Consider the following 23882-nt stretch of genomic DNA (forward strand, 5'->3'; position numbering starts at 1 on the left):
GCCCGGGAATACGGCGAATGTCCGGACGATCGGGATCCGGAAGAACTCCTCGATCCGGCGGCCCTACCGCCAGGAAGGATAGCGACCATGAGTGGTCCCAACGGCGGTGGCGTGGTCAACCAGGGGGCAGGCGTCCTCGAGCAGGCTGCCAAGGAGGTCGCCGCGGCGAAGAGCGACCTCGACCAGATCGCGGCCAATCTGCGCGGGCAGATCGAGCCGATGGTGGCGAGCTGGAAGGGTGCCGGCGCCAACGCGTTCTTCGAGTTCCACAACGCCTGGCACGAGAAGGAGAAGAAGATCGTGGACATCTTGACGAACTTCTCCAACGCGATCAGCACCACGCACACCAACAGCACCCAGATCGACTCCGACGAGTCGTCCAACTACAAGAACATCGCCGGCCGGCTCGGCTGAGCTGCGACGCAATCAGCGAAGAGAAGGAGACACGACATGTCTGACGGGACGATCCGCGTCGCCGGTGCCGACCTCGAGCAGATGGCGACCGACATGAAGACCGCCAACAGCTCCATCCAGTCACGGCTCGACGACCTCAAGTCCAACCTCGAGAAGATCTTCGGCGCCGGCTGGGAGGGTCAGTCGCGCGAGGCGTTCGACACCGCACACGCGCAGTGGACGACCCAGATCGCCGACATGCAGCAGATCATGACCGACGCCCACAACAACGTGCTCACCTCCCGCGAGAACTACGCGGCGGGTGACAAGAAGGCCGCCGGCTTCTTCTGAGCCTCGACGATCCGCGACGAAACCCTCGATGACACAAGCGCCTGCGGCCGCCTCCGGGCTGGTCCGCGTCACGGTCGCCTCCGGCACGCGCCGGGTAGATCTCGTTCTACCCGGCGCCGTGCCCGTTGCGGAGCTCGTTCCCGAGCTCGCCCGTAGCGTCGGCCTCCTCGACGCCGCCACCGTCTACGGCGGCTACCGGCTCGTGCTCCCGGACGGTCGCCGGCTCGCCCTCGACTCCGGCCTGATCAGCCAGGGGATCGAGGACGGCGGCGTGCTCACGCTCAGCGCCGGGGTCGACGAGCCGACTCCGCGGGTGTACGACGACGTCGTCGAGGCGATGACCGACGTCGTCGAGCGCGAGCTGCGGCCCTGGCGGCCCGAGCAGGGCCGCCTGACGGCGCTGGTCGCGAGCGCCCTGTTCCTGCTCCTGGGCGCCGTGGCGCTGCTGGTGCAGCACGAGTCCCGTCTTGCGGGCGTCGCTGCGGGAGTGGTGGCTGCCGTCCTCGTCGGCGCCGCCGTCGTGCTCTCGCGCGCCGAGCGCGAGCCGGAGGCCTCGGTCGCGGTGGCCTGGCTGGCCGCCGCCTACGGCGCCGTCAGCGGGCTGGTGCTGGCCTGGCAGTCCGCGGGCGCCGGGGTCGAGGTGATGGGCCTGCCGCTCGCCGCCGCCGGCGGTGCCGTCCTGCTGGTCGGCTTCGTCGGCCTGCTCGGCCTGGCGGTCGAGGGCCGTACCCTGCTGCTCCCGGCGGCGGTGGTCGGCGCGATCCTGCTCGCCGTCGGCCTGATCGTCCGGGCCGGCGACTGGGACGGCTCGGTGGTGCTGACCGTCGTGCTGGTCGTGGTCGTGCTCGCCGGCGGGGTCTTCCCCTGGCTCGCGCTGGGCATGACCTCGACCGATGTCGACCGGCTCTACTCACCGCAGGACATCACCGCCGACCCGGCGGCGATCGACCCGACCCGGGTCGCCGCCGATGCGCGCATCGCCCACGAGATCCTCATCGGGATCTCCGCCACCGTCGGGGTGCTGCTCGTGCTGGTCGCACCGTTCGCCGTCGGTCTCGGGCTGTGGGGCACCCTGCTGGCGGTCGCCTCCTGCGCCGCGGTGATGCTGCGCACCCGGCAGTACCGCACCGGCAGCGAGGTGCTGGTGGGCCTGGTCCTCGGCGTGGTCGCCCTCGTCGTCACCGGCGCGGCGCTGCTCTGGCTGCATCCGTCCTGGCGGCCGACCACCGCTGTGGTCCTGGCCGCGGTCGGCGCGGTCGTGCTCGCCGGCACGATGCTGCCGGCGACGCCGTCGGTGCGCCGCGGTCGCCTCGGCGACGTGGCGGAGTCGGTCTCCCTGGTCCTGTTGCTGCCCCTGCTGGTGCTCGCCAGCGGCGTCTTCGGCTCGGTCTCGATCTAGGCCGCGGCGCGAGCGATGACGACGAAGAAGGACCTGGTCGAGGCGCATGCCTTCAGCCGGCGCCGGCTGGTGACGGCGTTCCTCTCCGGCGCGCCAGGCGGGCGCGAGGTCGAGCCGTCACGTCCTGGTCGCACCATCGTCGGAGGCGCGGCACTGGCCCTCCTGCTCGTCGCGGGGGCGGCCATCGCCTCCGTGCTCGCCCCGCGCACCCAGACCGACTGGGACAAGCCGGGCCTGGTGATCTCCAAGCAGACCGGCGAGCGCTACGTCATCACCGCCCAGGGCGCACCGCTGCGGCCGGTGATCAACGTGACCTCGGCCCAGCTCATCCTGGGCGCGCACGTCACGCCCACGATCGTGTCGCAGAAGACCCTGGACGGCCGGGTCCCCGGCGACGACATCGGCATCCTCGGCGCCCCGCAGCAGCTTCCCACCGAGGGTGCGTTCGTCGAGTCCGGCTGGACGGCCTGCACGGCGGACGGCGCCGGCATCACGGTCTCTGTCGCTCGCCGGCCCGCTGTCGCGGTCGCCGCCGGCTCGGGCGTCACCGTGACGGCCGACGGCAAGACGTTCTGGGTGGTGGCTGAGGGCGCCGACCACCACGCCTGGCGCTACCAGGTGCCGCGGCTGGACGGCGAGGACAACCTGCTCGAGGCCGTCGGCCTACCGCAGGAGGCCCAGGCCGCCCGCGTCTCGGATGCCTGGCTCGCGCTCTTCCCGGCCGGAGGTGCGCTCGACCTGGAGAGCTTCGGCCTCGGGTCGAGGGTCGGCCAGAGGGTCTCCTACGCCGGCCAGGGCGGCATCGCCGCGAACGCCCGGGTCGGCGACTTCGCCACCGTGAGCAGCACCGGCCGGGTGTTCCTGCTGACCCCCGACGGCCCGGCGCCGATGGATCCGTTCGCGGCGGCGATCTACACCACCACCGCCGAGCTGGTCGGCAACGGCCCGAAGGAGGCCGGCACCAAGCAGCTGCCCAGTGTCGGGCAGGTCGCGCCGACCTGGGCGGGGGCGCACTGGCCGGTCGCCACGCTCGGCTCCCTGGACGGCCCCGTCTGTGGCGAGCTGATCGCGAAGGCGGGCATCGCGCCGTACGTGCGGTTGGCGAGCGATCCGCACCGCAGCGCCTGGTCCTCGCCCCCGGCCGGCCGGCTCGACCCGGTCGCCGACCCCGGCTCCGGGGCACTGGTGCGCAGCGGTGACTGGGGCCAGACCACCAGCAGCAGCACCTGGATCGTCGACGACAGGGCCAAGGTCTACCCGATCCAGGACGAGCAGACGCTGGACCGGCTCGGCTTCGCCAGCTACAAGGCACCGCTGGTGCCCGACGCGTGGGTGAAGGTGCTGGGAGCCGGCGTCCCCCTCTCCAGCGCGCTCGCGCTCTGCTCGCCGGAGAACCCGCCGACGACCACCGACACGGGGGCAGGATCGTGCTCCTGAGGCTCGCGGCGATCGGGGTCGCCGCCGCCTCGCTGAGCCTGTCCGTCGTGAGCGCCGTTCCCGCCAGCGCGGCGGCCGACCAGCTGCCGGAGTGCAGCGGCGTGTCGGCGAACCAGCCGCGTGGCTCCTCGCTGCTCACGGTGCCGTCCAGCGACCCGCTGGAGCAGATCGGGGTGCGGGACGCGCAGCACTGGCTCCGCGCCCGCGGCATCGAGCCGGGTGCCGGGACCACCGTCGCCGTGGTCGACTCCGGCGTCGGCGCCGGGGTACCCCGGGCACCGGGCAGCGCGGCGGGCACGCCGGCGTACTTCCACGGCAGCGCCGTGGCCGGGATCATCGCCGGCCCGCTGGGCATCGCCCCGGCCGCCCGGATCCTCGACCTGCGGGTCTACACCGCCGAGGACTCCCCGGGCGGGCCGCAGGTCTCGGCGGCGGGGGTCCGCTCCGCCTTCGACCAGCTGGTGGCGCATCCCGAATGGCGGGTGAGCATCGTCAACGCCTCGCTGGAGATCGGCGACGACCCCGGCGTGGCCGCCGACATCGCCAAGCTGCGCAAGCGCGGAGTGATCGTGGTCGCCTCCACCGGCAACAGGACCCAGCAGGCCTCGGGGGTGCCGTCGACCTACATCGGCGGCGAGGACTTCGCGCGGCACTACTTCCCGGCCGGGTACGACGGGGTCCTCGGCGTCAGCGCCGTGGCACCGCCCGGTGGCGACACGGCCGGTGCGGTGTTGGCCAACTCCGCCACCGACCTGAGCGCTCCGACGGCGGGGCTGCGCACGCTGAGCGTGCTCGGGTCGCCGTGCCTGCTGGGCGACGTGGCCACCTCGTGGGCCACCGCCGAGGTGAGCGGGGTGCTGGCCCTGCTGCGCTCGGCGTACCCGGACGCCCATCCAGCCGAGCTGGTCGCTCGTGTGGAGAGCACCGCCTCGGGCCGGACCGACGTGCGCACCGACTTCGCCGGGGCAGGCACCGTCCAGGCCTACGAGGCCTTGACCAGACCGCTGACGCTCTCACCCTCCGGTCGGCAGTCGACCGACGCGGTGGCCGCGCCGGACGATCGCGCGTCGGTGCCGCCCTCGGAGCCGGACGTGCTCGCGGGGACCCGGCACCTGTCGGTGTGGTGGGGTCTGCTCGGCGGCGGAGCGCTCCTGCTCGCGCTGGTGCTCCGGCCGGTGCTGTCGCGGCGCTCCAGACCGGCGTCCCGACCGCGCGGGTAGGGCTCAGCGGGCGCTGAGACCGCGCAGCACCAGCTCCCACATCGCGTCGAGGTGGTAGCGCGTCGGGTCCAGCACGGTGGCGTTCCCGCTCGTCAGCTCGCGGTCGGCGATCCGGGTGAACTCGTGAACGCCGAGGAACATGCCGACGATGATGCCCGCGTAGGTGACCGGGTCGAGGTCGGTGCGCATCTGGCCGAGCAGCTGCGCCTGGCGCAGCCGGTAGCCGATGTCGTCGCACCAGTCGTCGAAGGGCGAGGGCATGTCGTCGTCGATCGCCCCGGCCTCGCGGGCGAGCTTGATCGCGGCCCGGGCGGTGACGTCGTCACGCAGCTGCCGGTTGAGCCGGCCGATCAACGCGTGCACCGCCTCCAGGCCCTGCAGACCCTCGGACTCGACCGACTTCTGGATCGCGGGCCAGGTCGCGTGCTGGCGCTCGATCAGGGTGCGCGCTAGGTCCGACTTGCTGGAGAAGTGGAAGTAGACGGCGCCGCGGGTCATCCCGGTGCCGAGCACGATCTCCGCCATGCCGGCGCCGACGTACCCGTGCTTGTCGAAGACGCGCGCAGCGGCCAGCAACACCTTCTCGCGGGTGTCGATCGCGCGGTCCTGCATCGCCATGTGGGTGGTCTCTCGGATCCGGTGCGTGGGAGGGGTGAACGCCGGCGGTGGGGACGCCGGTGTGGCCTCTCACGCTAGCCAACCGCGTCCCCGAACGCACGCCGGCCCCGCCGGGTCTGGACAGGTGCGACCGCTTCACGCGCTGTTCATCTAGCCGGCGGTAAACGTTGCCTTGGCTACCCGTTGTGAGCCGGGCACCCCCCATGTCAGGCTCAGGTCGTCGGCAGGCTCATGACCGGGACATACCGATCGGTCGGTTTTGGCTCCTCGTGAGGAGGGTCCGAGGCGGCAGGCGGAGGGAGGGAGTGGTCGACAAACGCTCGCTGCGGCGCAAAGGGAGCCGCAACGAGGTGCGCCCGCCTCGGGGCTAGCCGAGACGGGCGCGGATGTCGCCTCTGATGGGCAGATGCGACAAGAACACGAGACTAAGGAACAGTTTCCATGAAGTCGAAGTTCATCCTCGCCGGCGTGGCGGCTCTCGCCACGGCCGGCGTCGTCTCCATGACGGCCACCACGGCTCTCGCCGACCCGCCGTCCGGCACCTACCGCACCTACGCAGCTGTCGGCTCGGACACCATCCAGGACCTCTGGAACAACCTCGCCAACTCGGGCGGCGCGCTCGCCGGTGACAGCATCGCCTCCTACAACGCGTTCACCAGCCCCGCCACCACCACCATCCAGACCAAGTCGGCGGGCGCGACCTTCACCCGGCCCACCGGCTCGGGCGAGGGCATCAAGGCTCTCAGCGCGGTGTGGGACAGCAGCTACACCAGCCACCTCTACCAGGGCACCGCTCTGACCCACGACGAGGTCGACTTCGCGCGCTCCTCATCGCGTCCGTCGGGCACCGGCACCGCCCTGACCTACATCCCGCTCGCGCGGGACGCGGTCAGCGTGGCCTACCACCCCACCACGGGTCTGGCCGCCGGCCTGAACCTGACCACCAGCGAGCTGACCTCGCTCTACGACGGCGTCGACGTCGCAGGCGACCAGGTCACCTTCGTCTCCGGGCTGCCCCGGGTCAACGGCGTGGCCGTGCAGCCGAAGATCCCCCAGAGCGGCTCGGGCACCCGCTCGTTCTTCCTCGGCGCGATCGGCGTGGGCGGCAGCGGCCAGCCGGCGCTGGCCTCCTACGTGGAGTCCTCCTCCTCGCCGAGCACGCTGCAGGAGAACACCGGCGCCTCGATCCCCAACGCGGGTGACCTGATCCCGTTCTCGGCGGCCCAGTGGATCGCCCAGACCAAGGGCACCGTCACCTCCACGATCGCCAGCGACGCCATCGCCTCGATCAACGGGAACGCCGCCACCACCGGCTCGGGCGCCAGCACCGCTCCCGGTCCGCTGTTCGGGGCGACGAACGCGGCCGGACGCTACAACGTCGCGCCGACCGGCGGGGTGGGCGGCTTCAACCGCGACACGTACGACGTCGTGGACACGACCAACCTGAACAACGACCTGAGCCTCCAGGTCGCTCTCGAGTCCGACGTCGACACGACGGCGGCGCAGACGGCGATCAAGAGCTTCGGGTTCGGCCTGCTCAGCTACGTCGGCAGCACCTCCCTCACCGGACCCTACGTCCACTGAGGCACCGCACCACCTGAACACCAGCAGCATCTGGTGACCGGTCGGCGGCGGATCACCGCCGTCGGCCGGTCACCGGCTCTCGCCGTATCACACCGCATGACCGCGCGCCGCGCGGCCCGATCCGAAAGACAGAGGCAACACCGTGCAGATCCAGCCCTCATCCAGTCGCGCGGTCCCGCGCTCCGGCCTGCGCCGGGCGGCCGCGCTGCTCGCCGCCGGAGCGCTCGCTGCGACCGGCCTGCTGCTCGCGACCTCGCCCGCGCAGGCGGTCAAGCCGCACGGCTCGCGGGTGGAGTTGCTCTACGGCTCCTACGATCCCTCTCTCGCGATCACCGAGGGCGGCACGACGAACTTCAGTCAGTGGATCGGACGACAGCTGTACGTCTCCCAGGGCGCTGATCTCGCTGACCTCGGCTGCGACGCAAACGACCTGACCGCCGAGGCGGTGGTCGCCACCACCGCCGATGGCTCGGCCGAGGATCCGATCGTCCCGGATGACCAGACCGGGCTCTCCTCACTGTTCTCCTGGTCCTACCCGGGGCAGGCCTTCAATGCAGCGGTAGGTGTGACCGACACCGACGTCACCCAGCGCGCGAGCATCAACGGCCTGACCAGCGCAGCGCAGCTGTATACCCACGACGGCTGGACCGCCGACCCGCAGGTGAAGACGACCAACATCGCCAAGCTGTGGCCCGCCGGGACCGCGCTGAGCCTGGTGGTGGTCTGCGTGCTGCCCACCCCGGATGCCAGCGGTGAGTACATCGTCCGCCGTGGTGAGGACGGTCGTGCCATCACCTCCTGGGTCGACTTCGTCACCGAGGCGAACCCGACCAACCCGCAGTACACCTCCGAGGGCTGGCGGATCGTGTCGCCGAAGACGGTGCCGAGCTTGGCACTGGACGCCGACTTCGCCGCCGACGGCACCTCGGGCACGGTGATTGTCAAGGTGAGCGGTGACGGGGGCGCCGCGCTCACCGATGCGACCGGCACGATCGCCCTGTACGCCGGCGAGGACACCTCCGGCACCGCGGTAGCGACAGCGCCGGTCACGGCCGGCACCGCGAGCCTCCCCCTGACCGGGCTCACGCCCGGCGCGGTGGTCAGCTACACCGCCGTCTACACCCCGGACGAGTCCGGCGAGGCCACCTACGCCGGTGCGACCTCCGACACCACCACCTTCCAGGTGCCGGTGGCGGCGGTGGCGACCACCACCACCCTGGCCGTCACCGGATCCCTGGTCGCGGGCCAGACGCAGACGCTGACCGCCGCCCTGTCGCCCGCCGCGGCGACCGGCACCGTCGCCTTCGCCGACCGTGGCACCGCCCTGGGCACGGCAGCGGTGAGCGCGGGCAAGGCCACCTTGAGCAAGTCGCTCGGCGAGGGCAGCCACACGCTCACCGCGACCTTCACCCCCACCGACCCCGACACCTACGCCGGCTCGGCCTCGGCGGCCCAGTCGGTGACCATCGCGGCGGCTCCCGCGCCGGTGGTGACCCTCGCGCCGGTCAGCGGCAGCTACGGCCGTGCGAGCAAGGCACGGGTGAGCGTCACGGTGGGCAGCGCGGCTGCCACCGGCTCCGTCAGCGTGAAGCTGGACGGTGCTTCGCTCAATACGGCGGCCCTGACCAACGGCACGGCGACCGTCACGATCCCGGCGACCACGGCCGCCGGCACGCACACGCTCGTGGCCACCTATCAGGGGTCGACCGGGCAGCAGCGTGTGGTGATCGCCAAGGCGCGAACAGTCGCCAGCGTCAGCCTGCAGCCGAAGAAGCCGACCCGCTCGCTGACCAAGAAGGGGAAGGTCAAGGCGATGGTCGCGGTGGCAGTCCCCGGCACGACCATCAAGGCGACCGGGACCGTCACCGTCAAGGTCGGCACCAAGAGTGTCACCGCCACCCTCTCCGGCGGCTCGGTCAGCATCAAGCTTCCCAAGAAGCTCACCAAGTCCGCGACGAAGAAGCTCGCGGTCAGCGTCACCTACGCCGAGAGCAGCAATCTCGCGGCGAGCACCGCCACGACCAGCACCAAGGTCAAGCACTGATCGTGCGCGCACCTCACGATGCCGGGCGGCGGACGCCGTCCGGCATCGGCGCGCCCGCAACACCCGATCCGAAGGGCCACTCCGCTATGAACTCACGAGGCATCGCCTCCACCAGCCTGCCCGGCGTCGCCACGGGTCTCGGGCTCGCGCTCGTCAGTGGGCTCATGCTGCTCATGCCCGGCCCGGCAGGCGCCGTGTCATCGGCCAACGACGGATCGGACTGGAGTGCCCAGGGCTCACTGAGCAGCGACAGCGCGGTCACGGTGCAGTGGGACAACACCGGCAACCCGACCTCGGACGTGGTCGAGCGCGACTCCCGGCAGAAGCTGGCCCACACCGACGGCAAGACCTATGCCAGCGTGTCCAAGACGATCCGGGACGCCTACGCCGCAGCCTTCGGGTCGGGCAACGGCCAGGGCGGTCTGCGCGTGAGCGTCTCGCAGACCGAGGGCCTGGTCGACCAGAGCGTCACCGTCGACGTCAGTGGCGCGACGGGGGGGACCTCACAAGTCGGCAGCCTCACCGGCAGCTATGTTCAGATCTTCCAGTGCTGGGGCGCGATGGGCGCCGACGGCAAGCCCGACCCGGACGCCACCGACCCCGACCCGAGCACCTGCCAGGTCGGCGCCCAAGGACCGGACGCCGTGCCGATGACCCATCAGGAGGATCGCTTCGTCGGTGGCGATGCCGCGCTGCTCAAGGGCGGCGACTGGGCGACGTACGCGAGCGCCGGGCCCTCGGATCGACAGGACCCGCCGTTCCTCTCGGTCGACGGGCAGGAGGACGGCAGCGTGATGAACCATCAGAGCACGCTGTTCAACAGCACCACCACCAACGAGCTCTCGCACGCGACCGTCGACGGGCAGGGCAAGGCCAGCCGCAGCTTCGAGACCCAGACCGGCACCGAGGCACCCGGCCTCGGGTGCGGCTACCGCAGCGACCAGGCGAGCACGCGGACCTGCTGGCTGGTCATCGTGCCCCGGCTTCCGCTGAACGTCGTCTCCGACACCCAGATGGGGCCGATCTCACCTTCGATCTGGGCCCAGCGCCTGCAGGTCAAGCTCGCCTTCCAAGACGTCCCCACGGCCTGCCCCAGCGGCCGGTCGCGCGCGCTCATTAGCGGCTCCGAAACCCTCGGCGCCGCCTTCGGATCCTGGACGCCGGGTGTCTGCAACGCCGACAAGCTGACCTTGGGCTACTCGACCGTCCCGGACCCGGTCGCGCGCACCGAGTACGCCGCGGGCGCCAGCGACGCCATCCTCACCACCCAACCCCTCGCGCCCGACCAGCAGGCCGACTACGTCCCCGTCGCGCTGGACGCGCCGGTGATCGGCTACACGCTGGACTACGTGCCGGAATGCCCCGTCGCGAGCGGGTTGAGCATCGCGAAGGTCACCACCGAGGCCGACGCCGAGAAGTGCGGCTACGCCAGCCTGGACGACCTGCAGAGCGACCTGGCCAAGAGCGGTCAGCAGGTGCGCGACCTGCGGCTGAGCCCTCTGCTGATCGCGAAGATGCTGACCCAGTCCTATCGCGGCGCCAGCATGAGCCCGGCCCCGTCGTGGATGGCCGGCGCTCCGGCGAACGTGCTCGACGACGCCCAGTTCCAAGCGCTCAACCCGCAGCTCCATCTCGGTCGCGTCGGCGGCGACGGGGACGCCCGGATGGCCTCCACGCTGCTGGTCGAGGCCAGCCGCTCCGACGCGGCCGCCGCGATCTGGTCCTGGTTGCTGGCCGACCCGGCGACCGCCGCCTTCCTCTCCGGCTGCCCAGATGCCGAGAAGATGACGGTCAACCCGTTCTACTCCAGCCGGACCTACATCGGCTGCGCCTCGCAGTCCGCGACCTTGGAGGCGAAGGCTGCTGCAGCCCGGGCAGCCACCAAGAAGCCGTCGACGTACGTCGACCAGGCGATCTCCTACCCGCCGGACGGCTCGCCCTACCCGCTGCCGGACTGGCTCGACAACGGCTATGCAGCGCCCGCCAGCCGTTCCATGACCGAGACCGACTGGCTGCCGCGCGACGACTCGATGGCGCTGACCGCCCGCGACACCTTCAACGGTGGCAAGCCGGCGGCCAGCAGCTGGTGCCAGACGACCACCGACTCGACGTGCCTGCCGGCACCGGGGAAGTACGTGGCGCCGAGCGGCAAGCAGGCGTTCGGCCACCGACAGGCCTTCACCATCACCGACTCCGCCTCGGCGGCCCGCTACCGGTTGCCGACCGCCTCGCTGTGTGACGACGACGGCAGCCACTGCGCGGCCGCCACCACCGCCAGCCTGCACGCCGCAGCCGGCCAGTTCGACGACACCACCGTCCCCGGTGTGCAGCAGCCCGGTCCCGCCGAATACGCCGACGGCGCCTATCCGCTGACCCTGCCGGTCTACGCCGCCGTCCGTCCGACGCTGGCGAAGGCCGACCGCGACGCCTACGCCGATGCGCTGACCTACATCACCGGCACGGGCCAGATCCCGGGCTTCGACGTGGGCGACCTGCCGCCGGGTTACGCGCCGCTCACGGCACACCTCACCGCGCAGGCTGCCAGGGCGATCGCCGCGCTCCGCGCGGGCACCGCCGCCGGATCCGGTGATCCCGGCGGCGGCAGTTCGAGCACCGGCGCGACGGCGGTGAGCGCGCCGACGGCGAGCGCGACGGCCGCGACCTCCTCGTCGACCTCCGGCACCGGAGCCGTCGCCGTGGCCGCCCCGCCCGGCGACGGCGTGCCGTCGGGCGCGGCCACGAGCGCTGCCTCGGCGGTGACGGTGACGCCCGGTGCGCTGGCCCCGGCCGCCGCCGGCACCGAGAGCTGGCCCCGCTTCACGCTGCCGCTCGGGCTGGCGATCGCGCTGCTCTCCGGGCTGGCCGGTCCCTTGATGCGGACCCGGGTCCGCTGGAAGGTCGGCCGATGAGCACGCTCTTGCCCGACTACCCGCTCGAGGGTGCCGACGACGCCCGCCCCCAGCGGGTGGTCACCACCTACGCCCGCGCCGATCGCACCTTCCGCGAGGTGAGCCGCGGGGCCGGCTCGTTCGTGCTGCTGATCATGGTGTTGGTCGGGGCGTTCCTGACGATCCGGGCGGTCAAGGCGATCTCCTCGGTCGGCGTGATCTCGTTCGTCACCACCCAGCAGTGGTCGCCGGAGACGAACCACTTCGGCATCGCCGCGGTGCTGACCGGCAGCGTGCTGATCGCCTCGGTGGCGCTTCTCGTGGCCGTGCCGATCGCCTTCGGAGCCTCGCTGTTCATGAGCGAGGTCGCCACCGGCCGGGTGCAGAAGGCGATGACCAGCCTCGTCGATCTGATGGCCGCCGTGCCGTCGGTGGTCTACGGGCTGTGGGGCCTGGCGTTCCTGCAGGTGCACGTGGTGCCGTTCGCGCGCTGGCTCTCGACGTACTTCGGCTGGTTCCCGCTCTTCCACGTCGACGGCGTGGATGCGAAGAACCCCCTGCCCAACGACGCGCTCTACACCTCCTCGACGTTCATCGCTGGGCTGGTGGTAGCGCTGATGATCACGCCGATCATGACCTCGATGATGAACGAGGCGTTCTCTCGCGCGCCGCAGGGCGAGCGGGAGGGCGCCTACGCCCTGGGGGCCACCCGGTGGGGGATGATCCGCAAGGTCGTGATCCCGTTCGGCAAGGGCGGCATCATCGGCGGCATCATGCTCGGCCTGGGCCGGGCCCTGGGCGAGACCATCGCGATCTACCTGATCATCTCGCCGATCTTCGCGATCAACCTCCACCTGCTGCAGAACGGCTCCAACTCGGTCGCCGCCCTGATCGCCTTGCGATACGGCGAGGCGAACCCGTTCAGCATGTCCGCGCTGATGGCGGCCGGGTTGGCGCTGTTCATCCTCACGATGATCATCAACTTCACCGCCTCGACGATCATCGCCCGGTCCCGCTCCGGCGCCGAGAGCGAGGGATGAGATGACGACGACCGCGTCGCGGCGGCCGATCCCGAAGGCGACCGTCACGCCCCGGGACACGTTGCCCCCGCTGACAGCGGATCCGCCGCGGATCCGGATCGGCCGCTCTCGGCACGAGATGCTGGCGCTGCTCGGCGGGGCCGCCGCCGGGCCGGCCGTGGGCTTCCTCCTCGGCCCGGTGCTCGGGTTGACCACGCTCGGCTGGGTGCCGCTGGTCAGCTATCTCTGGTTCGTGCTGACCTACGGCGCGCTGATCTCGCTGACCGAGAACGGGCCCGCCGTACGCGACCGGTTCTGGTCCGTCGTGCTGTGGTCCGCTGGGCTGCTGATCGTGTCGATGCTGTTCCTGGTCATCGGCTACACGCTGGTGCGCGGCCAGTCGGTCTTCCGGCACCTCAGCTTCAGCCACCTGAGGCACAACTTCTTCACCGACGACATGAGCCTGACCGGGCCGTTGTCGCCGCTGAGCGAGGGCGGCATCTTCCACGCCCTGGTCGGCACCATCGAGCAGATCGGCATCGCGCTCGCGATCACCATCCCGCTCGGGACGGCCACCGCCGTCTTCCTCAACGAGGTCGGCGGACGGTACGCGCGGCTGGTGCGCACCGTGGTCGAGGCGATGACGGCGCTGCCCTCGGTGGTCGCGGGTCTGTTCATCTACGGCTCGGTGATCCTGCTGGTCACCCGGCAGTTCAACGGCTTCGCCGCCTCGCTGGCCATCACGGTGCTGATGCTGCCCATCATGATCCGCTCGGCTGACGTCGTCTTCCGGTTGGTGCCGGGCAACCTGCGCGAGGCTGGTCTCGCCCTGGGCGGTGGCCAGTGGGCCGTCGTACGGCGCGTCGTGCTGCCGACCGTCCGCTCCGGTCTGACGACCGCGATCATCCTGGGTACAGCGCACGGCATCGGCGAGACGGCCCCCGTGCTGCTCACCGCCGGGGTGACCAACAATCTCAACTGGAACCCGTTCAACGGGCCGCAGATCTCGCTGCCGCTCGCGGCGCTGGAGTTCATCAAGAGCCCGCAGCCCGACATGAAGGCCCGCGGCTTCGCCACCGCCGCGTTCCTGATGCTCGTCGTGCTCGTGCTCTTCGTGATCGCGCGCGTGCTCGGTGGCCAGCGGGCCGGCGAGGTGACCGATCGGCAGCGACGTCGCCTCGCCGTCCGCTCGCAACGTGACCTCGGCCGGATCGAGGACCACCACGCCCGCGTTGCCGTCGTGCTCGCCGAACTGCGCGACCCCGACCCGCGCGCGGGCGTGGTGGACATCGCTCGCACGCGCGCGTTCACGGCTGTCGACGACACGCCACCGATCCCACCCGAACAGCCCGATCGCCCCGACCCCTTCGGCCGGCACGCAGGAGACGACTCATGAGCTTCCCGACCCTCTCGACCCTGCGGCGGATCGGCATCGCCCTCGCCGCGCTGGTGGCGATCTGCAGTGCGGCGCTGTGGTCGACCGCACTCCCGGCCGCGCACGCGGCCAGCTATCCGCGGTTGAGCGGCGACGGCTCCTCCTGGGCCGGGAACGCCCTCAACGACTGGGTCACCGGCGTCAAGGCCCAGGGCGTCACCGTCGACTTCAACCCCGACGGGTCCTCCCAGGGCCGGGCGAACTTCGCCAACGGTCTCTCCGACTACGCCGTCTCCGAGATCCCGTACAAGGGCGACACCGCCGACCCGCAGGACCAGAGCTTCCCCGGCTTCGGCTACGGCATGCTGCCGGTGGTCGCCGGCGGGACCTCGTTCATGTACAACGTCCAGGTCAACGGCAAGCGGCTGACCACGCTCGACCTGTCCCAGGCGGCGCTGGCCAAGATCTTCTCCGGCCAGGTCACCCAGTGGAACGACCCGATCATCAAGGCGACCAACCCTGGGGTCAACCTGCCCGCCCAGCGCATCACCGTGGTGGTCCGCTCCGACGGCTCGGGCGCGACCGCGGAGTTCACCTTGTGGATGAAGCACCAGTTCCCCGCCGACTACGCCAAGCTATGCGCGAAGACCGGTGGCTGCAACGCGAGCAGCGCGACGTCGTACTTCCCCTACCAGCACCTGACGAACTTCGTCGCCCAGTCCGGCTCGAACGGCGTCACGACCTACACGGCCTCGACGCCGTACACGATCAACTACGACGAGTACTCCTACGCCCGCGGCGTCGGGTTCCCGGTCGCACAGGTGCAGAACGCGGCCGGCTTCTACACGGTCCCGAGCGACACCGCCGTCGCGGTGGCGCTCACCCAGGCCAAGATCAACCAGGACAAGAGCTCGGCCAACTACCTGAGCCAGGACCTGTCGAACGTCTACGCCTACAAGGACCCGCGCACGTACCCGATCTCGGCCTACTCCTACCTCATCGTGCCCACCGTGACGCACGGCAGCTTCGACACCGGCAAGGGCTCCACGCTGGCCTACTTCGGCACCTATGCGCTGTGCGAGGGCCAGCGCACGATGGGCGCGCTGGGCTACTCCCCACTACCGATGAACCTCGTCCTCGCCGCGATGGACCAGGTCTCCCGGATCCCCGGCATCGACGCCGCGACCGCGTCCACGATCGCCGCCACCAAGAAGGGCGCCAGCACCGGCACCGCCAACCCGTGCGACAACCCGACCTTCAAGCCCGGCGACTCACCGTCGGTGAACCAGCTGGTCAAGACCGCCCCGTTCCCGGCGGGCTGCGATGCCGCCTGCCAGGCGCCGTGGACGGGCATCGCAGCGGCGGTCAACGACGGCCCCGGTACGAAGGGCGGCAAGAAGCACGGCGGCGGTACGACGCTGCAGCCGACCACGTCGACCGCCTCGACCGCGCCGACCGCCGCGGCGGGCACCGGCGCCGGCACCGGTACCGGCCCCGCAGCCGCCACCACCGGCGCCCCGGCTGCGGTGGCGGCCTCGGTCGCCTGCGACCCCGACACCGGCATCTGCTCGGCTCCGAACGCCACCGGCGACGGCACCCAGCTGGTCGCCAATCCCACCGTGATCGACGGGAGCTCCACCTGGGGACCGGCGCAGGCCGCGCTGATCCTCAGCGGCATCGTCGCCGTACTGCTGATCTTCGCGCCTCCCGTGGTCGCCCGCGCCCTCGACGTACGGCGTCGGCAGCGGCTGGCGGCGACCGGGCCGGGGGAGGACGCCGAAGCCGATCCTGACGGGGACGGGAGCGGGTGGTGACCGAGTGGAGCGGACCGCTGATGCGCTCGGTGTCCCTGCGGTGGCCGGACCGGCTTCCCAGGCTGCAGCGCGAGCGGGTCGCCAAGCCGCCGGACTACCGGGCGGTGATCGTCTCCTACGCGATGACGATGGTGTCGATCTGCCTGCTGGTGCTGCTGGTCAATCTGACGTTGATCGCGCCGATCCAGCACTTCACCGCCCAGCACCGGCTCTACGGCGAGCTCCGTCGCGAGCTGGCCGAGGGCTCCGTGCCGATCGGGCAGACCGACGTCTCGGGGCACCTGATCAGGCCGGGCTCGCCCGTAGCGCTGCTCAGCATCCCTGCGCTCGGCATCCGCGAGGTCGTCGTCGAGGGCACCAGCTCAGGCGAGACGATGAAGGGCGTCGGACACCGGCGCGACACCCCGCTGCCCGGTCAACCGGGGGTCTCGGTGCTGATGGGCCGTGCGGCCGCGTACGGCGGGGTCTTCAAGCACCTCCACGACCTCGCACCCGGCTCCCGGTTCACGGTTCAGACCGGCCAGGGCATCGCCGAGTACCGCGTCCTCGGTGCCCGCAGCGCCAGCACCAGGCTGCCGGTCCTCGCCTCCGGCCAGGGCCGGCTCACCCTGATGACCGCCTCGGGAGGCGCGTTCCGTCCCAACGGGGTGCTGCGGGTCGATGCCGAGCTGGTCTCCAAGGCTTTCCCGCGGCCGGCCGCGGTGCTCGCACCGGGGGCGATCCGGCCCGCCGAGCAGGCGCTGCGCGGCGACACCTCGCCGGCCTTCGCGCTCTCGTGGCTGGTCGAGCTGCTGGTGCTGCTGGCCGTTGCCGCGACCTGGGCCTGGAAGCGCTGGCTGCGGGCCGCCACCTGGATCGTCTTCGGACCGGTCCTGGCCGTCGTCGCGCTGCTGGTCGCCGGCGACGTCTGCACGTTCCTTCCCAACCTGATGTAGGAGTACCGATGAGCAGCAATCCGCAGATCCAGGATCCGGAGACCGAGGTACTCCCCCTCGCGCAGGGTGGGACCGCCGGGAGCACGGTCGAGGAGCGCGATGGCGGGAAACCGGACAGGCGGACCCGGCGACGCTGGTCCCTGTCGCTGCGCGGCCGCCGCTCGGCAGCCGGTGGGACCGGAGGCGACGGCTCCTACCAGCCCTCGCCCCTGCTGGCCTCGCGGCTCTCGGGCGCCTCGGCCGCCGAGCTGCAGGCTCGCGACATCACCGCCTGGTTCGGCGATCACAAGGTGCTCGACCGGGTCTCGCTCACCATGGAGGCCGGACAGATCACCTCGCTGATCGGCCCGTCCGGCTGCGGCAAGTCCACCTTCCTGCGCATCCTGAACCGGATGCACGAGATGGTGCCGAGCGCGTCGCTGTCGGGGCGCGTCCTGCTGGGTGAGCGCGACATCTACGCGCCGGCCGAGCGGGTGACCCGGGCCCGGCGCGACATCGGGATGGTCTTCCAGAAGCCGAACCCGTTCCCGGCGATGTCGATCTACGAGAACACCATCGCCGCGCTCGACCTGTGCGGGGTCAAGGCGACCAGGGAGGAGCAGGACTTCCTGGTCGAGGACTCGCTGCGCAAGGCATCGCTGTGGGAGGAGGTCAAGAACCGTCTGCACCAGCCCGGCGGTGGGCTGTCCGGCGGTCAGCAGCAGCGGCTGTGCATCGCCCGCGCGCTCGCCCTCTCGCCCCAGGTGCTCCTGATGGACGAGCCCTGTTCGGCGCTCGACCCGACCTCGACGCGCCGGGTGGAGGAGACGATCGCCGAACTCCGCGGCCAGGTCACCGTCGTGATCGTCACGCACAACATGCAGCAGGCCGCCCGCGTCTCCGACCAGTGCGCGTTCTTCCTGGCGGCGCAGAACACGCCCGGCGTGATCGTCGAGTACGGCGACACCACGGCGATGTTCAACAACCCGCAGGACCCGCGCACCCACGACTACGTCAACGGTCGGTTCGGATGAGCGGCCTGCTCCCCGAGGGTGGGGACGGCATCGCCGAGCTCTATCCGCCCTCGGGCGGCAGCAGTGCGACCGGCCACGCTCGACGCTCGCAGGTCCCCGCGCTCTGGCTCGACGCCGGACCGCTGGCGGAGTGGGCCCCGGCGCAGCAGCGGATGCCACGGCGCCACGCCGTACGGCCGCAGGCGTTCCGTTTCGTGCTGACAGAGGTCGTCGACCCGCGGCGTTCGGAGGCGGTGCAGCAGTGGATCGAGCAGCAGCAGTTGCTCGTGGTGCGGCCCGAGACGGCGCAGTGGCCGTGCGACACCGTGTTCTGGCGGCTGGCCGTGAACCAGCGGGCTGTCGCTCTCGGCGCGCTGCCGTGCCCCAACGCCGAGATCGCCGTCGGGCGGATCCGCCGGCTCGTGCGCCGGGTGTCCCACCTCGGGGTGTCGCTCGCTTTCTTCCCCGACCAGCCGGCGCCGCGGTGGGTCGTGCACGACCACGAGGTACCGGTGATGATCGGGCTGCCGCACCAGCAGCTGGTCGCGGTGGACGACCCGGAGTGCAGCCTGGCCGCGACGCTGTCGCGCGCGACGATGCAGAGCTACGTGCACCGCACGGGGGAGTCGTTCGGCTGAGGACCGGCGCGCAAGCTGAGAAGAGCCCCTCCGCGGAGGGGCTCTTCTCGTGGCGGATCTGGGGGGATTCGAACCCCCGAGGGCGTTAACCCAACACGGATTCCAGCCGTGCGCCATAGGCCACTAGGCGACAGATCCGTCGCGTACCTTACCGGTGCGCGACGGCCGCCGGAAATCGGGCGAGGCGGCCCTTCCACCCGGCTCAGGAGGTGGCGGCGGCGATCACCGACGTGAGGCGACGGTGCAGGTCGAGCAGCTCGGTCAGCGGCAGGCCGAGGCGCTCCACGATGGTGGGCGGGATGGCCAGGGCGTCCTCGCGCAGGGCGCGCCCCCGATCGGTCAGGACGACGGCGAGCGCACGCTCGTCCTGCGGATCCTTCTCGCGGCGGACGTAGCCGGCCGACTCCAACCGCTTGAGCAGAGGGGAGAGCGTTCCGGGGTCGAGCTCGAGCGCGGCGGCGAGGTCGCCGACGCGGCGCGCGTCACGTCCCCACAGAGCGAGCATCACCAGGTACTGCGGGTGGGTCAGTCCCAGCGGCTCCAGCACGGGCCGGTAGAGGGCTATCACCGAGCGGGCGGCGATGGCGAGGGCGAAGCAGACCTGCTGGTCGAGGGCGAGGGGGTCCTCGACGCCGTCGAGCGCCGGAGGGAGAGTCTCGAACGTCACTTTGTGAGTGTACCAATAGTTGGTGTACAAATTAATACGTGAACAGCCTCGAGAAGCCGGCGGACAAGAGGCCGCGGCACCTGATGGATCCGAGCAACCCGGTCCGTCCTGTCAACGACAAGGCGCTGACCCACGTCCAGCGCTGGGTCCTCTCGGTGCTGGCCGTGTTCACCATCGCGCACCTGTGCGTCGGCATCGTCATCGCTGCCACCATGACCGACCTGCGCAGCGGCCAGATCGGGTTGAGCATCATCGCCGGCCTGTTCGGGGTCGCGGCGGTCGTCGTCGGCCAGGCCATCCACCGGCGCGACCCCCGCAACGCGTGGCTGCTCCTCGGCCTGCTGCCCACCGTGGTCGGGCTGATCCTGGTGCTGCGCTGATCCTGGCCCGGGCGTCGGATCGACGCCGGGTTGGGTCACGGCGGCGGCCTCACCTAGACTGCTGCGCAACCCCCCATGTGGCGGCATCTCGCCGAATCCCCCCAGGGCCGGAAGGCAGCAAGGGTAGGAGAGCTCTGTCGGGTACGTGGGGGGCCTTCGCATTTCCAGCCCGCGCCGGGGTGCTGGGCGGCGGGCCCGTGGCCCGGGCCGGCCTGCCGGCCGCAGGGTGGTCGTGGGCGCGCGCTACCGGCTGTCAGACCCACTCGTTAGTGTTCATGCGTGGACTCCCCGCTCGCCCTCTACCGCCGCTACCGGCCCGAGACGTTCGCCGAGGTCATCGGCCAGGAACACGTCACCACGCCGCTGCGGGCCGCCCTGGCGAACAACCGGGTCAACCACGCCTACCTCTTCTCCGGACCGCGGGGCTGCGGCAAGACCACGTCGGCGCGCATCCTCGCTCGTGCGCTGAACTGCGAGAAGGCGCCGGTCGCCGATCCCTGTGGTGAGTGCGACTCGTGCCGCGACCTGGCGCGCGGCGGGCCGGGAAGCATCGACGTGATCGAGATCGACGCCGCCTCCCACGGCGGCGTCGACGACGCCCGCGATCTGCGCGAGAAGGCGTTCTTCGCGCCGGTCAAGAGCCGCTACAAGGTCTACATCATCGACGAGGCCCACATGGTCTCCACGCAGGGCTTCAACGCCCTGCTGAAGCTGGTCGAGGAGCCGCCGGAGCACCTGCGCTTCATCTTCGCCACCACCGAGCCGGAGAAGGTCATCCCGACCATCCGCTCGCGCACGCACCACTACCCCTTCCGGCTGATCCCGCCGCGGCTGCTGACCGCCTACCTCTCCGAGCTGTGCGAGAAGGAGGGTGTCCGGGTCGAGTCGGCCGCGCTGCCCCTGGTCGTGCGTGCCGGCGGCGGCTCCGCCCGCGACACCCTCTCGGTGATGGACCAGCTGCTCGGCGGCGCCGGTCCCGAGGGCGTCACCTACGACCTCGCCGCCGGCCTGCTCGGCTACACGCCCGACAGCCTCCTCGACGAGGTGATCGACGCGTTCGCGGCGGGCGACGGCGCCGCTGTCTTCGGTGTCGTCGACAAGGTGATCGAGACCGGCCAGGACCCCCGCCGGTTCACCGAGGACCTGCTGCGTCGGCTGCGTGACCTGGTGATCGTCTCCGCAGTCCCGGATGCGCCCGCCAGCGGTCTGATCGACGTCGCCGAGGACGCCGGTGAGCGGCTGGTCGCGCAGGCGACCCGCTTCGGCGCCCACGATCTGAGTCGTGCGGCGGACCTGGTCGCCACCGGGCTGACCGAGATGCGTGGCGCCACCGCGCCGAGGCTGCTGCTGGAGCTGATCTGCGCCCGGGTGCTCCTGCCGGGTGCCGACCACGGCGTCGAGGGCCTCGCCGCCCGGCTGGACCGGGTCGAGCGCCGGCTCTCGGTCACCGGGGTGCCGACGCCGGCCCCGGCCGCCCCGGCGCCCCCTCCGGCCCAGGACCGCCCGGTGCTGCGACCGTCGGTGGGCGCGCCCACCGACGAGCCGGCGCCGCGGCCCGCACCCACGCCGGCGCCCTCGCCGACGCCTGCTCCGTCGCCGTCCCCTGCTCCGTCGCCGACGCCGGCGCCCTCGCCGACGCCTGCTCCGTCACCGTCCCCTGCTCCGTCGCCGTCCCCTGCGCCCTCGCCGACGCCTGCTCCGTCACAGGCAGCTCCGGCCGCAGCCGCTCCCACCAGCAGCGGGTTGGGCACCGTCGACGTGCGCCGGCTGTGGCCCGACGTGGTCACCAAGCTCAGCCAGCTGCGCAAGGCCACCTGGACCCTCGTCAGCCACAACGCCCAGGTGATGGGCCTGGAGGGTGACGTCCTCACCATCGGGTTCGCCACCTCGGGTCTGCGCGAGCAGTTCACCCGGGGTAACCACGAGCCGCCACTGAAGCAGGCGATCACCGACGTGATCGGTGCCGACTGGCGGATCGAGGCCATCGTCGACCAGGGCACCGCGCCGGGAAGCGCGCCCGCGCAGGCGACGCCGGCCTCGCAGCAGGCACGGCAGGCGCCGCAGCAGCAAGCGCCCGACAGCCCGCCGCCGGCCAGGTCCGAGCCGTCCCCACCGGTCGACACGGGCGTGCCGCCGGAGCCCCCGGCGAGTCGGGACGCGCCACCCCCGCCGTGGGACGAGCCGGGTCCGGCGACGCCTCCGGCGTACGACGCCTCCCGCGCCGCGCGCGAGGCGATCCAGCCGACCCGGGTGGGCCGTCCCGCACCGGATCCGGTCGAGGAGCAGGGCCGGGCGGCCGCCGACCTGGCCGCGCGCGACGCCGACGTACGGCCCGACGACCAGCCGTTCGAGGACGACCAGCTCGGCGGGGCCGAGCTGCTCCAGCGTGAGCTGGGCGCCCAGATCATCGAAGAGATCCGCCACCAGTAGGCAGCAGCGAGGAGCACGACATGACGCAGAACCCGTTCGAGGCGCTCGGCGGTGGGGGGCTCGACCTCAACGCCCTGCTGCAGCAGGCGCAGCAGATGCAGGAGCAGCTCGCCACCGCCCAGGACCAGCTCGCCGAGACCATCGTGGAGGGCACCGTCGCCGGCGGCGCGGTCAAGGCCAAGGTCAACGGCGTGGGGGAGCTCGTCGGCCTGGAGATCCGCCAGGGCGAGTTCGACGGCAACGATCCCGACGAGCTCGAGGACCTCGCCGCGGTGATCGTCGCGGCCTACCGCGATGCCAAGACCCAGGCGGACGCGCTCGCCGGCCAGGCGTTCGGGCCGCTCACCGGCGGCCTGGGCCAGGGCGGCGGCCTGCCGGGTGGCAACCCCGGCCAGCTCGGTTTCTAGCACCGGATGAGTAGGTAGAAGTTGTACGAGGGCGTCGTCCAAGACCTCATCGACGAGCTCGGCAGGCTCCCCGGTGTGGGACCCAAGAGCGCGCAGCGGATCGCTTTCCACCTGTTGCAGGCCGACCCGGCCGACGTGCAGCGGCTGGCCGCGGTGTTGGTGGAGGTCAAGCAGCGGGTCAAGTTCTGCTCGATCTGCTTCAACGTCTCCGAGGAGGAGACCTGCCGGATCTGTCGCGACCCGCGCCGTGACCCCACCGTGCTGTGCGTGGTCGAGGAGTACAAGGACGTGGTGGCGATCGAGCGGACCCGCGAGTTCAAGGGCCGCTACCACGTCCTCGGCGGTGCGATCAGCCCCATCGACGGGATCGGTCCGGACCAGCTGCGCATCCGCGAGCTCCTCGGCCGGCTCAACGACACCGCCATCACCGAGGTCATCCTCGCCACCGACCCCAACCTCGAGGGTGAGGCGACGGCGACCTACCTCACCCGGCAGCTCAGTCCGTTGGGCTTGCGGGTGACCCGACTGGCGAGCGGGCTGCCGGTGGGCGGAGACTTGGAGTACGCCGACGAGGTCACCCTCGGGCGAGCATTCGTGGGCCGGAGGTCCGCGGAGTGAGCATGGACCGGCGAGAACGAAAGGCGGAAGAGGGTATGGCCACCACGACGGTGACCACCAGCGAGGGCGAGGACTTCTCGACCCAGATCGCGGACTCGGTGGAGAGCTTCCTGATCGCCGTCCGGGCGATCGCGGCCGAGGGCAACGCCGGCAGCGCCGTACCGCTGCTGCTGCTCGAGGTGAGCCAGGTCCTGCTCACCGGTGCCCGGCTGGGTGCCCACCAGGACTTCGAGCCGCGCGAGGAGTACCAGCCCGACGTCGGTGAGGAGGCGGACGTCGACGAGCTGCGGATGGGCCTGGCCGGGATCCTGGACAGCGTCGACACCTACAGCTTCGTGTTCGATCCCTACGAGCCGGAGATCGTGATCAGCCAGATCTCTGACGACGTGTCCAGCATCGTGGCCGATCTCGAGAACGGGCTGCGGCACTTCCGCCGCGGCGACGTGGACGAGGCGCTGTGGTGGTGGCAGTTCAGCTACGTCAACAACTGGGGCAACCTGGCTGGCGCCGTACTGAACGCGTTGCTCATGGTGGTCGCGCACGACCGCCTCGACGCCGAGCCCTTCACCGGCGAGGACGAGGACGTGGCGGCGGCGAATGAGATGTTGGAGGGCGAGGCCGAGCTGCCCCGGTAGAATTCGGGTGGCCCTTCCCCCAGCACATCCCCGAGGAT

At 71.4% G+C, this 23882-nt stretch carries 20 protein-coding genes, 1 tRNA gene, 1 other RNA gene and 1 pseudogene; 20 read left to right on the plus strand and 3 right to left on the minus strand.

The genetic code is table 11. The features are described 5' to 3' along the window. Positions 1 to 87 precede the first annotated feature (87 nt). Genes P5P86_RS02750 through P5P86_RS02770 form a run of 5 tightly spaced genes read left to right on the plus strand, consistent with a single transcriptional unit; the run spans position 88 to position 4800 of the window. Complete coding sequence (locus tag P5P86_RS02750; RefSeq protein WP_280609752.1) at positions 88 to 414, plus strand: WXG100 family type VII secretion target; 327 nt, start codon at positions 88 to 90, stop codon at positions 412 to 414. Positions 415 to 450: 36 nt separating this feature from the next. Then, positions 451 to 744 carry a WXG100 family type VII secretion target gene (locus P5P86_RS02755; RefSeq protein WP_280609753.1) on the plus strand — a complete coding sequence of 98 codons (294 nt, stop codon included), beginning with the start codon at positions 451 to 453 and terminating at the stop codon, positions 742 to 744. A 28-nt stretch (positions 745 to 772) separates the two neighbouring features. Then, positions 773 to 2143, plus strand: coding sequence for a type VII secretion integral membrane protein EccD (eccD, locus tag P5P86_RS02760; protein ID WP_280609754.1), 1371 nt, complete (start codon positions 773 to 775; stop codon positions 2141 to 2143). A gap of 15 nt (positions 2144 to 2158) precedes the next feature. Then, entirely contained in the window at positions 2159 to 3580 is a 1422-nt protein-coding gene (gene eccB, locus P5P86_RS02765) for a type VII secretion protein EccB (protein WP_280609755.1), read from the plus strand. Beyond that, positions 3571 to 4800, plus strand: a complete 1230-nt coding sequence (locus P5P86_RS02770) for a S8 family serine peptidase (RefSeq protein ID WP_280609756.1) — start codon at positions 3571 to 3573, stop codon at positions 4798 to 4800. The genes eccB and P5P86_RS02770 overlap by 10 nt, the downstream gene beginning before the upstream one ends. A 3-nt stretch (positions 4801 to 4803) precedes the next feature. Here P5P86_RS02770 and P5P86_RS02775 read toward each other — a convergent pair whose 3' ends face one another. Further along, positions 4804 to 5418, minus strand: a complete 615-nt coding sequence (locus P5P86_RS02775) for a ScbR family autoregulator-binding transcription factor (RefSeq protein WP_280609757.1) — start codon at positions 5416 to 5418, stop codon at positions 4804 to 4806. A 441-nt stretch (positions 5419 to 5859) separates the two neighbouring features. Between P5P86_RS02775 and P5P86_RS02780 the strand changes: the two genes are divergently transcribed. The 9 genes from P5P86_RS02780 to P5P86_RS02820 all read left to right on the plus strand — a co-directional run bounded on the left by P5P86_RS02780 (position 5860) and on the right by P5P86_RS02820 (position 18707). Continuing rightward, positions 5860 to 7002, plus strand: coding sequence for a hypothetical protein (locus tag P5P86_RS02780; protein WP_280609758.1), 1143 nt, complete (start codon positions 5860 to 5862; stop codon positions 7000 to 7002). A gap of 142 nt (positions 7003 to 7144) precedes the next feature. Next, positions 7145 to 9046 carry an Ig-like domain repeat protein gene (locus P5P86_RS02785; protein WP_280609759.1) on the plus strand — a complete coding sequence of 634 codons (1902 nt, stop codon included), beginning with the start codon at positions 7145 to 7147 and terminating at the stop codon, positions 9044 to 9046. A gap of 86 nt (positions 9047 to 9132) precedes the next feature. Beyond that, the gene (locus tag P5P86_RS02790) at positions 9133 to 11955 is read left to right on the plus strand and encodes a hypothetical protein (protein ID WP_280609760.1); all 2823 of its coding nucleotides are present in this window, start codon (positions 9133 to 9135) and stop codon (positions 11953 to 11955) included. Continuing rightward, entirely contained in the window at positions 11952 to 12974 is a 1023-nt protein-coding gene (pstC, locus tag P5P86_RS02795) for a phosphate ABC transporter permease subunit PstC (protein ID WP_280609761.1), read from the plus strand. The genes P5P86_RS02790 and pstC overlap by 4 nt, the downstream gene beginning before the upstream one ends. 1 nt (position 12975) lies before the next feature. Beyond that, positions 12976 to 14349 (plus strand): PstA family ABC transporter permease, encoded by a 1374-nt coding sequence (locus tag P5P86_RS02800; protein WP_280609762.1) that lies wholly within the window; start codon positions 12976 to 12978, stop codon positions 14347 to 14349. Next, positions 14346 to 16142, plus strand: coding sequence for a substrate-binding domain-containing protein (locus tag P5P86_RS02805; RefSeq protein ID WP_280609763.1), 1797 nt, complete (start codon positions 14346 to 14348; stop codon positions 16140 to 16142). Before P5P86_RS02800 ends, P5P86_RS02805 begins: the two co-directional genes overlap by 4 nt. Beyond that, positions 16139 to 17077, plus strand: coding sequence for a sortase (locus P5P86_RS02810; RefSeq protein ID WP_280609764.1), 939 nt, complete (start codon positions 16139 to 16141; stop codon positions 17075 to 17077). The genes P5P86_RS02805 and P5P86_RS02810 overlap by 4 nt, the downstream gene beginning before the upstream one ends. A gap of 212 nt (positions 17078 to 17289) precedes the next feature. Continuing rightward, entirely contained in the window at positions 17290 to 18090 is an 801-nt protein-coding gene (locus P5P86_RS02815; protein ID WP_446724949.1) for a phosphate ABC transporter ATP-binding protein, read from the plus strand. Continuing rightward, on the plus strand, positions 18087 to 18707 hold the full coding sequence (locus P5P86_RS02820; protein ID WP_280609765.1) for a hypothetical protein: 621 nt from the start codon (positions 18087 to 18089) through the stop codon (positions 18705 to 18707). Before P5P86_RS02815 ends, P5P86_RS02820 begins: the two co-directional genes overlap by 4 nt. Positions 18708 to 18757: 50 nt before the next feature. Here the strand turns inward: P5P86_RS02820 and P5P86_RS02825 are convergent. After that, positions 18758 to 18845, minus strand: a tRNA-Ser gene (locus P5P86_RS02825). 64 nt (positions 18846 to 18909) lie between these two features. Next, positions 18910 to 19374: a MarR family winged helix-turn-helix transcriptional regulator gene (locus P5P86_RS02830; protein WP_280609766.1), complete on the minus strand. Its 465-nt coding sequence runs from the start codon at positions 19372 to 19374 to the stop codon at positions 18910 to 18912. 38 nt (positions 19375 to 19412) lie between these two features. Between P5P86_RS02830 and P5P86_RS02835 the strand changes: the two genes are divergently transcribed. The 6 genes and pseudogenes from P5P86_RS02835 to P5P86_RS02860 all read left to right on the plus strand — a co-directional run bounded on the left by P5P86_RS02835 (position 19413) and on the right by P5P86_RS02860 (position 23844). Next, positions 19413 to 19754, plus strand: a complete 342-nt coding sequence (locus tag P5P86_RS02835) for a hypothetical protein (protein WP_280609767.1) — start codon at positions 19413 to 19415, stop codon at positions 19752 to 19754. Between the two features lie 67 nt (positions 19755 to 19821). Continuing rightward, an RNA gene (ffs, locus tag P5P86_RS02840) (signal recognition particle sRNA small type) lies at positions 19822 to 19912 on the plus strand. Positions 19913 to 20033: 121 nt separating this feature from the next. Next, positions 20034 to 21201, plus strand: a pseudogene (locus P5P86_RS20070) (DNA polymerase III subunit gamma and tau); the annotation flags it as partial. A 1003-nt stretch (positions 21202 to 22204) separates the two neighbouring features. Further along, the gene (locus tag P5P86_RS02850) at positions 22205 to 22591 is read left to right on the plus strand and encodes a YbaB/EbfC family nucleoid-associated protein (protein WP_280609769.1); all 387 of its coding nucleotides are present in this window, start codon (positions 22205 to 22207) and stop codon (positions 22589 to 22591) included. Positions 22592 to 22612: 21 nt separating this feature from the next. Next, on the plus strand, positions 22613 to 23209 hold the full coding sequence (recR, locus tag P5P86_RS02855; protein WP_280609770.1) for a recombination mediator RecR: 597 nt from the start codon (positions 22613 to 22615) through the stop codon (positions 23207 to 23209). A 35-nt stretch (positions 23210 to 23244) separates the two neighbouring features. Next, on the plus strand, positions 23245 to 23844 hold the full coding sequence (locus P5P86_RS02860; RefSeq protein WP_280609771.1) for a DUF5063 domain-containing protein: 600 nt from the start codon (positions 23245 to 23247) through the stop codon (positions 23842 to 23844). Positions 23845 to 23882 lie beyond the last annotated feature (38 nt).

Origin of the sequence: Nocardioides sp. BP30 (assembly GCF_029873215.1) — a bacterium.
GTDB lineage: Bacteria > Actinomycetota > Actinomycetes > Propionibacteriales > Nocardioidaceae > Nocardioides.

What these genes read in the sequence shown, in the direction of transcription:
- P5P86_RS02805 (WP_280609763.1), top strand. Translation starts at nt 14,346, where the DNA reads ATGAGCTTCCCGACCCTCTCGACCCTGCGGCGGATCGGCATCGCCCTC.
- P5P86_RS02755 (WP_280609753.1), top strand. Translation starts at nt 451, where the DNA reads ATGTCTGACGGGACGATCCGCGTCGCCGGTGCCGACCTCGAGCAGATG.
- P5P86_RS02775 (WP_280609757.1), bottom strand. Translation starts at nt 5,418, where the DNA reads ATGGCGATGCAGGACCGCGCGATCGACACCCGCGAGAAGGTGTTGCTG.
- eccD (WP_280609754.1), top strand. Translation starts at nt 773, where the DNA reads ATGACACAAGCGCCTGCGGCCGCCTCCGGGCTGGTCCGCGTCACGGTC.
- P5P86_RS02800 (WP_280609762.1), top strand. Translation starts at nt 12,976, where the DNA reads ATGACGACGACCGCGTCGCGGCGGCCGATCCCGAAGGCGACCGTCACG.
- P5P86_RS02790 (WP_280609760.1), top strand. Translation starts at nt 9,133, where the DNA reads ATGAACTCACGAGGCATCGCCTCCACCAGCCTGCCCGGCGTCGCCACG.
- eccB (WP_280609755.1), top strand. Translation starts at nt 2,159, where the DNA reads ATGACGACGAAGAAGGACCTGGTCGAGGCGCATGCCTTCAGCCGGCGC.
- P5P86_RS02780 (WP_280609758.1), top strand. Translation starts at nt 5,860, where the DNA reads ATGAAGTCGAAGTTCATCCTCGCCGGCGTGGCGGCTCTCGCCACGGCC.
- P5P86_RS02820 (WP_280609765.1), top strand. Translation starts at nt 18,087, where the DNA reads ATGAGCGGCCTGCTCCCCGAGGGTGGGGACGGCATCGCCGAGCTCTAT.
- P5P86_RS02850 (WP_280609769.1), top strand. Translation starts at nt 22,205, where the DNA reads ATGACGCAGAACCCGTTCGAGGCGCTCGGCGGTGGGGGGCTCGACCTC.
- P5P86_RS02860 (WP_280609771.1), top strand. Translation starts at nt 23,245, where the DNA reads ATGGCCACCACGACGGTGACCACCAGCGAGGGCGAGGACTTCTCGACC.
- P5P86_RS02750 (WP_280609752.1), top strand. Translation starts at nt 88, where the DNA reads ATGAGTGGTCCCAACGGCGGTGGCGTGGTCAACCAGGGGGCAGGCGTC.
- pstC (WP_280609761.1), top strand. Translation starts at nt 11,952, where the DNA reads ATGAGCACGCTCTTGCCCGACTACCCGCTCGAGGGTGCCGACGACGCC.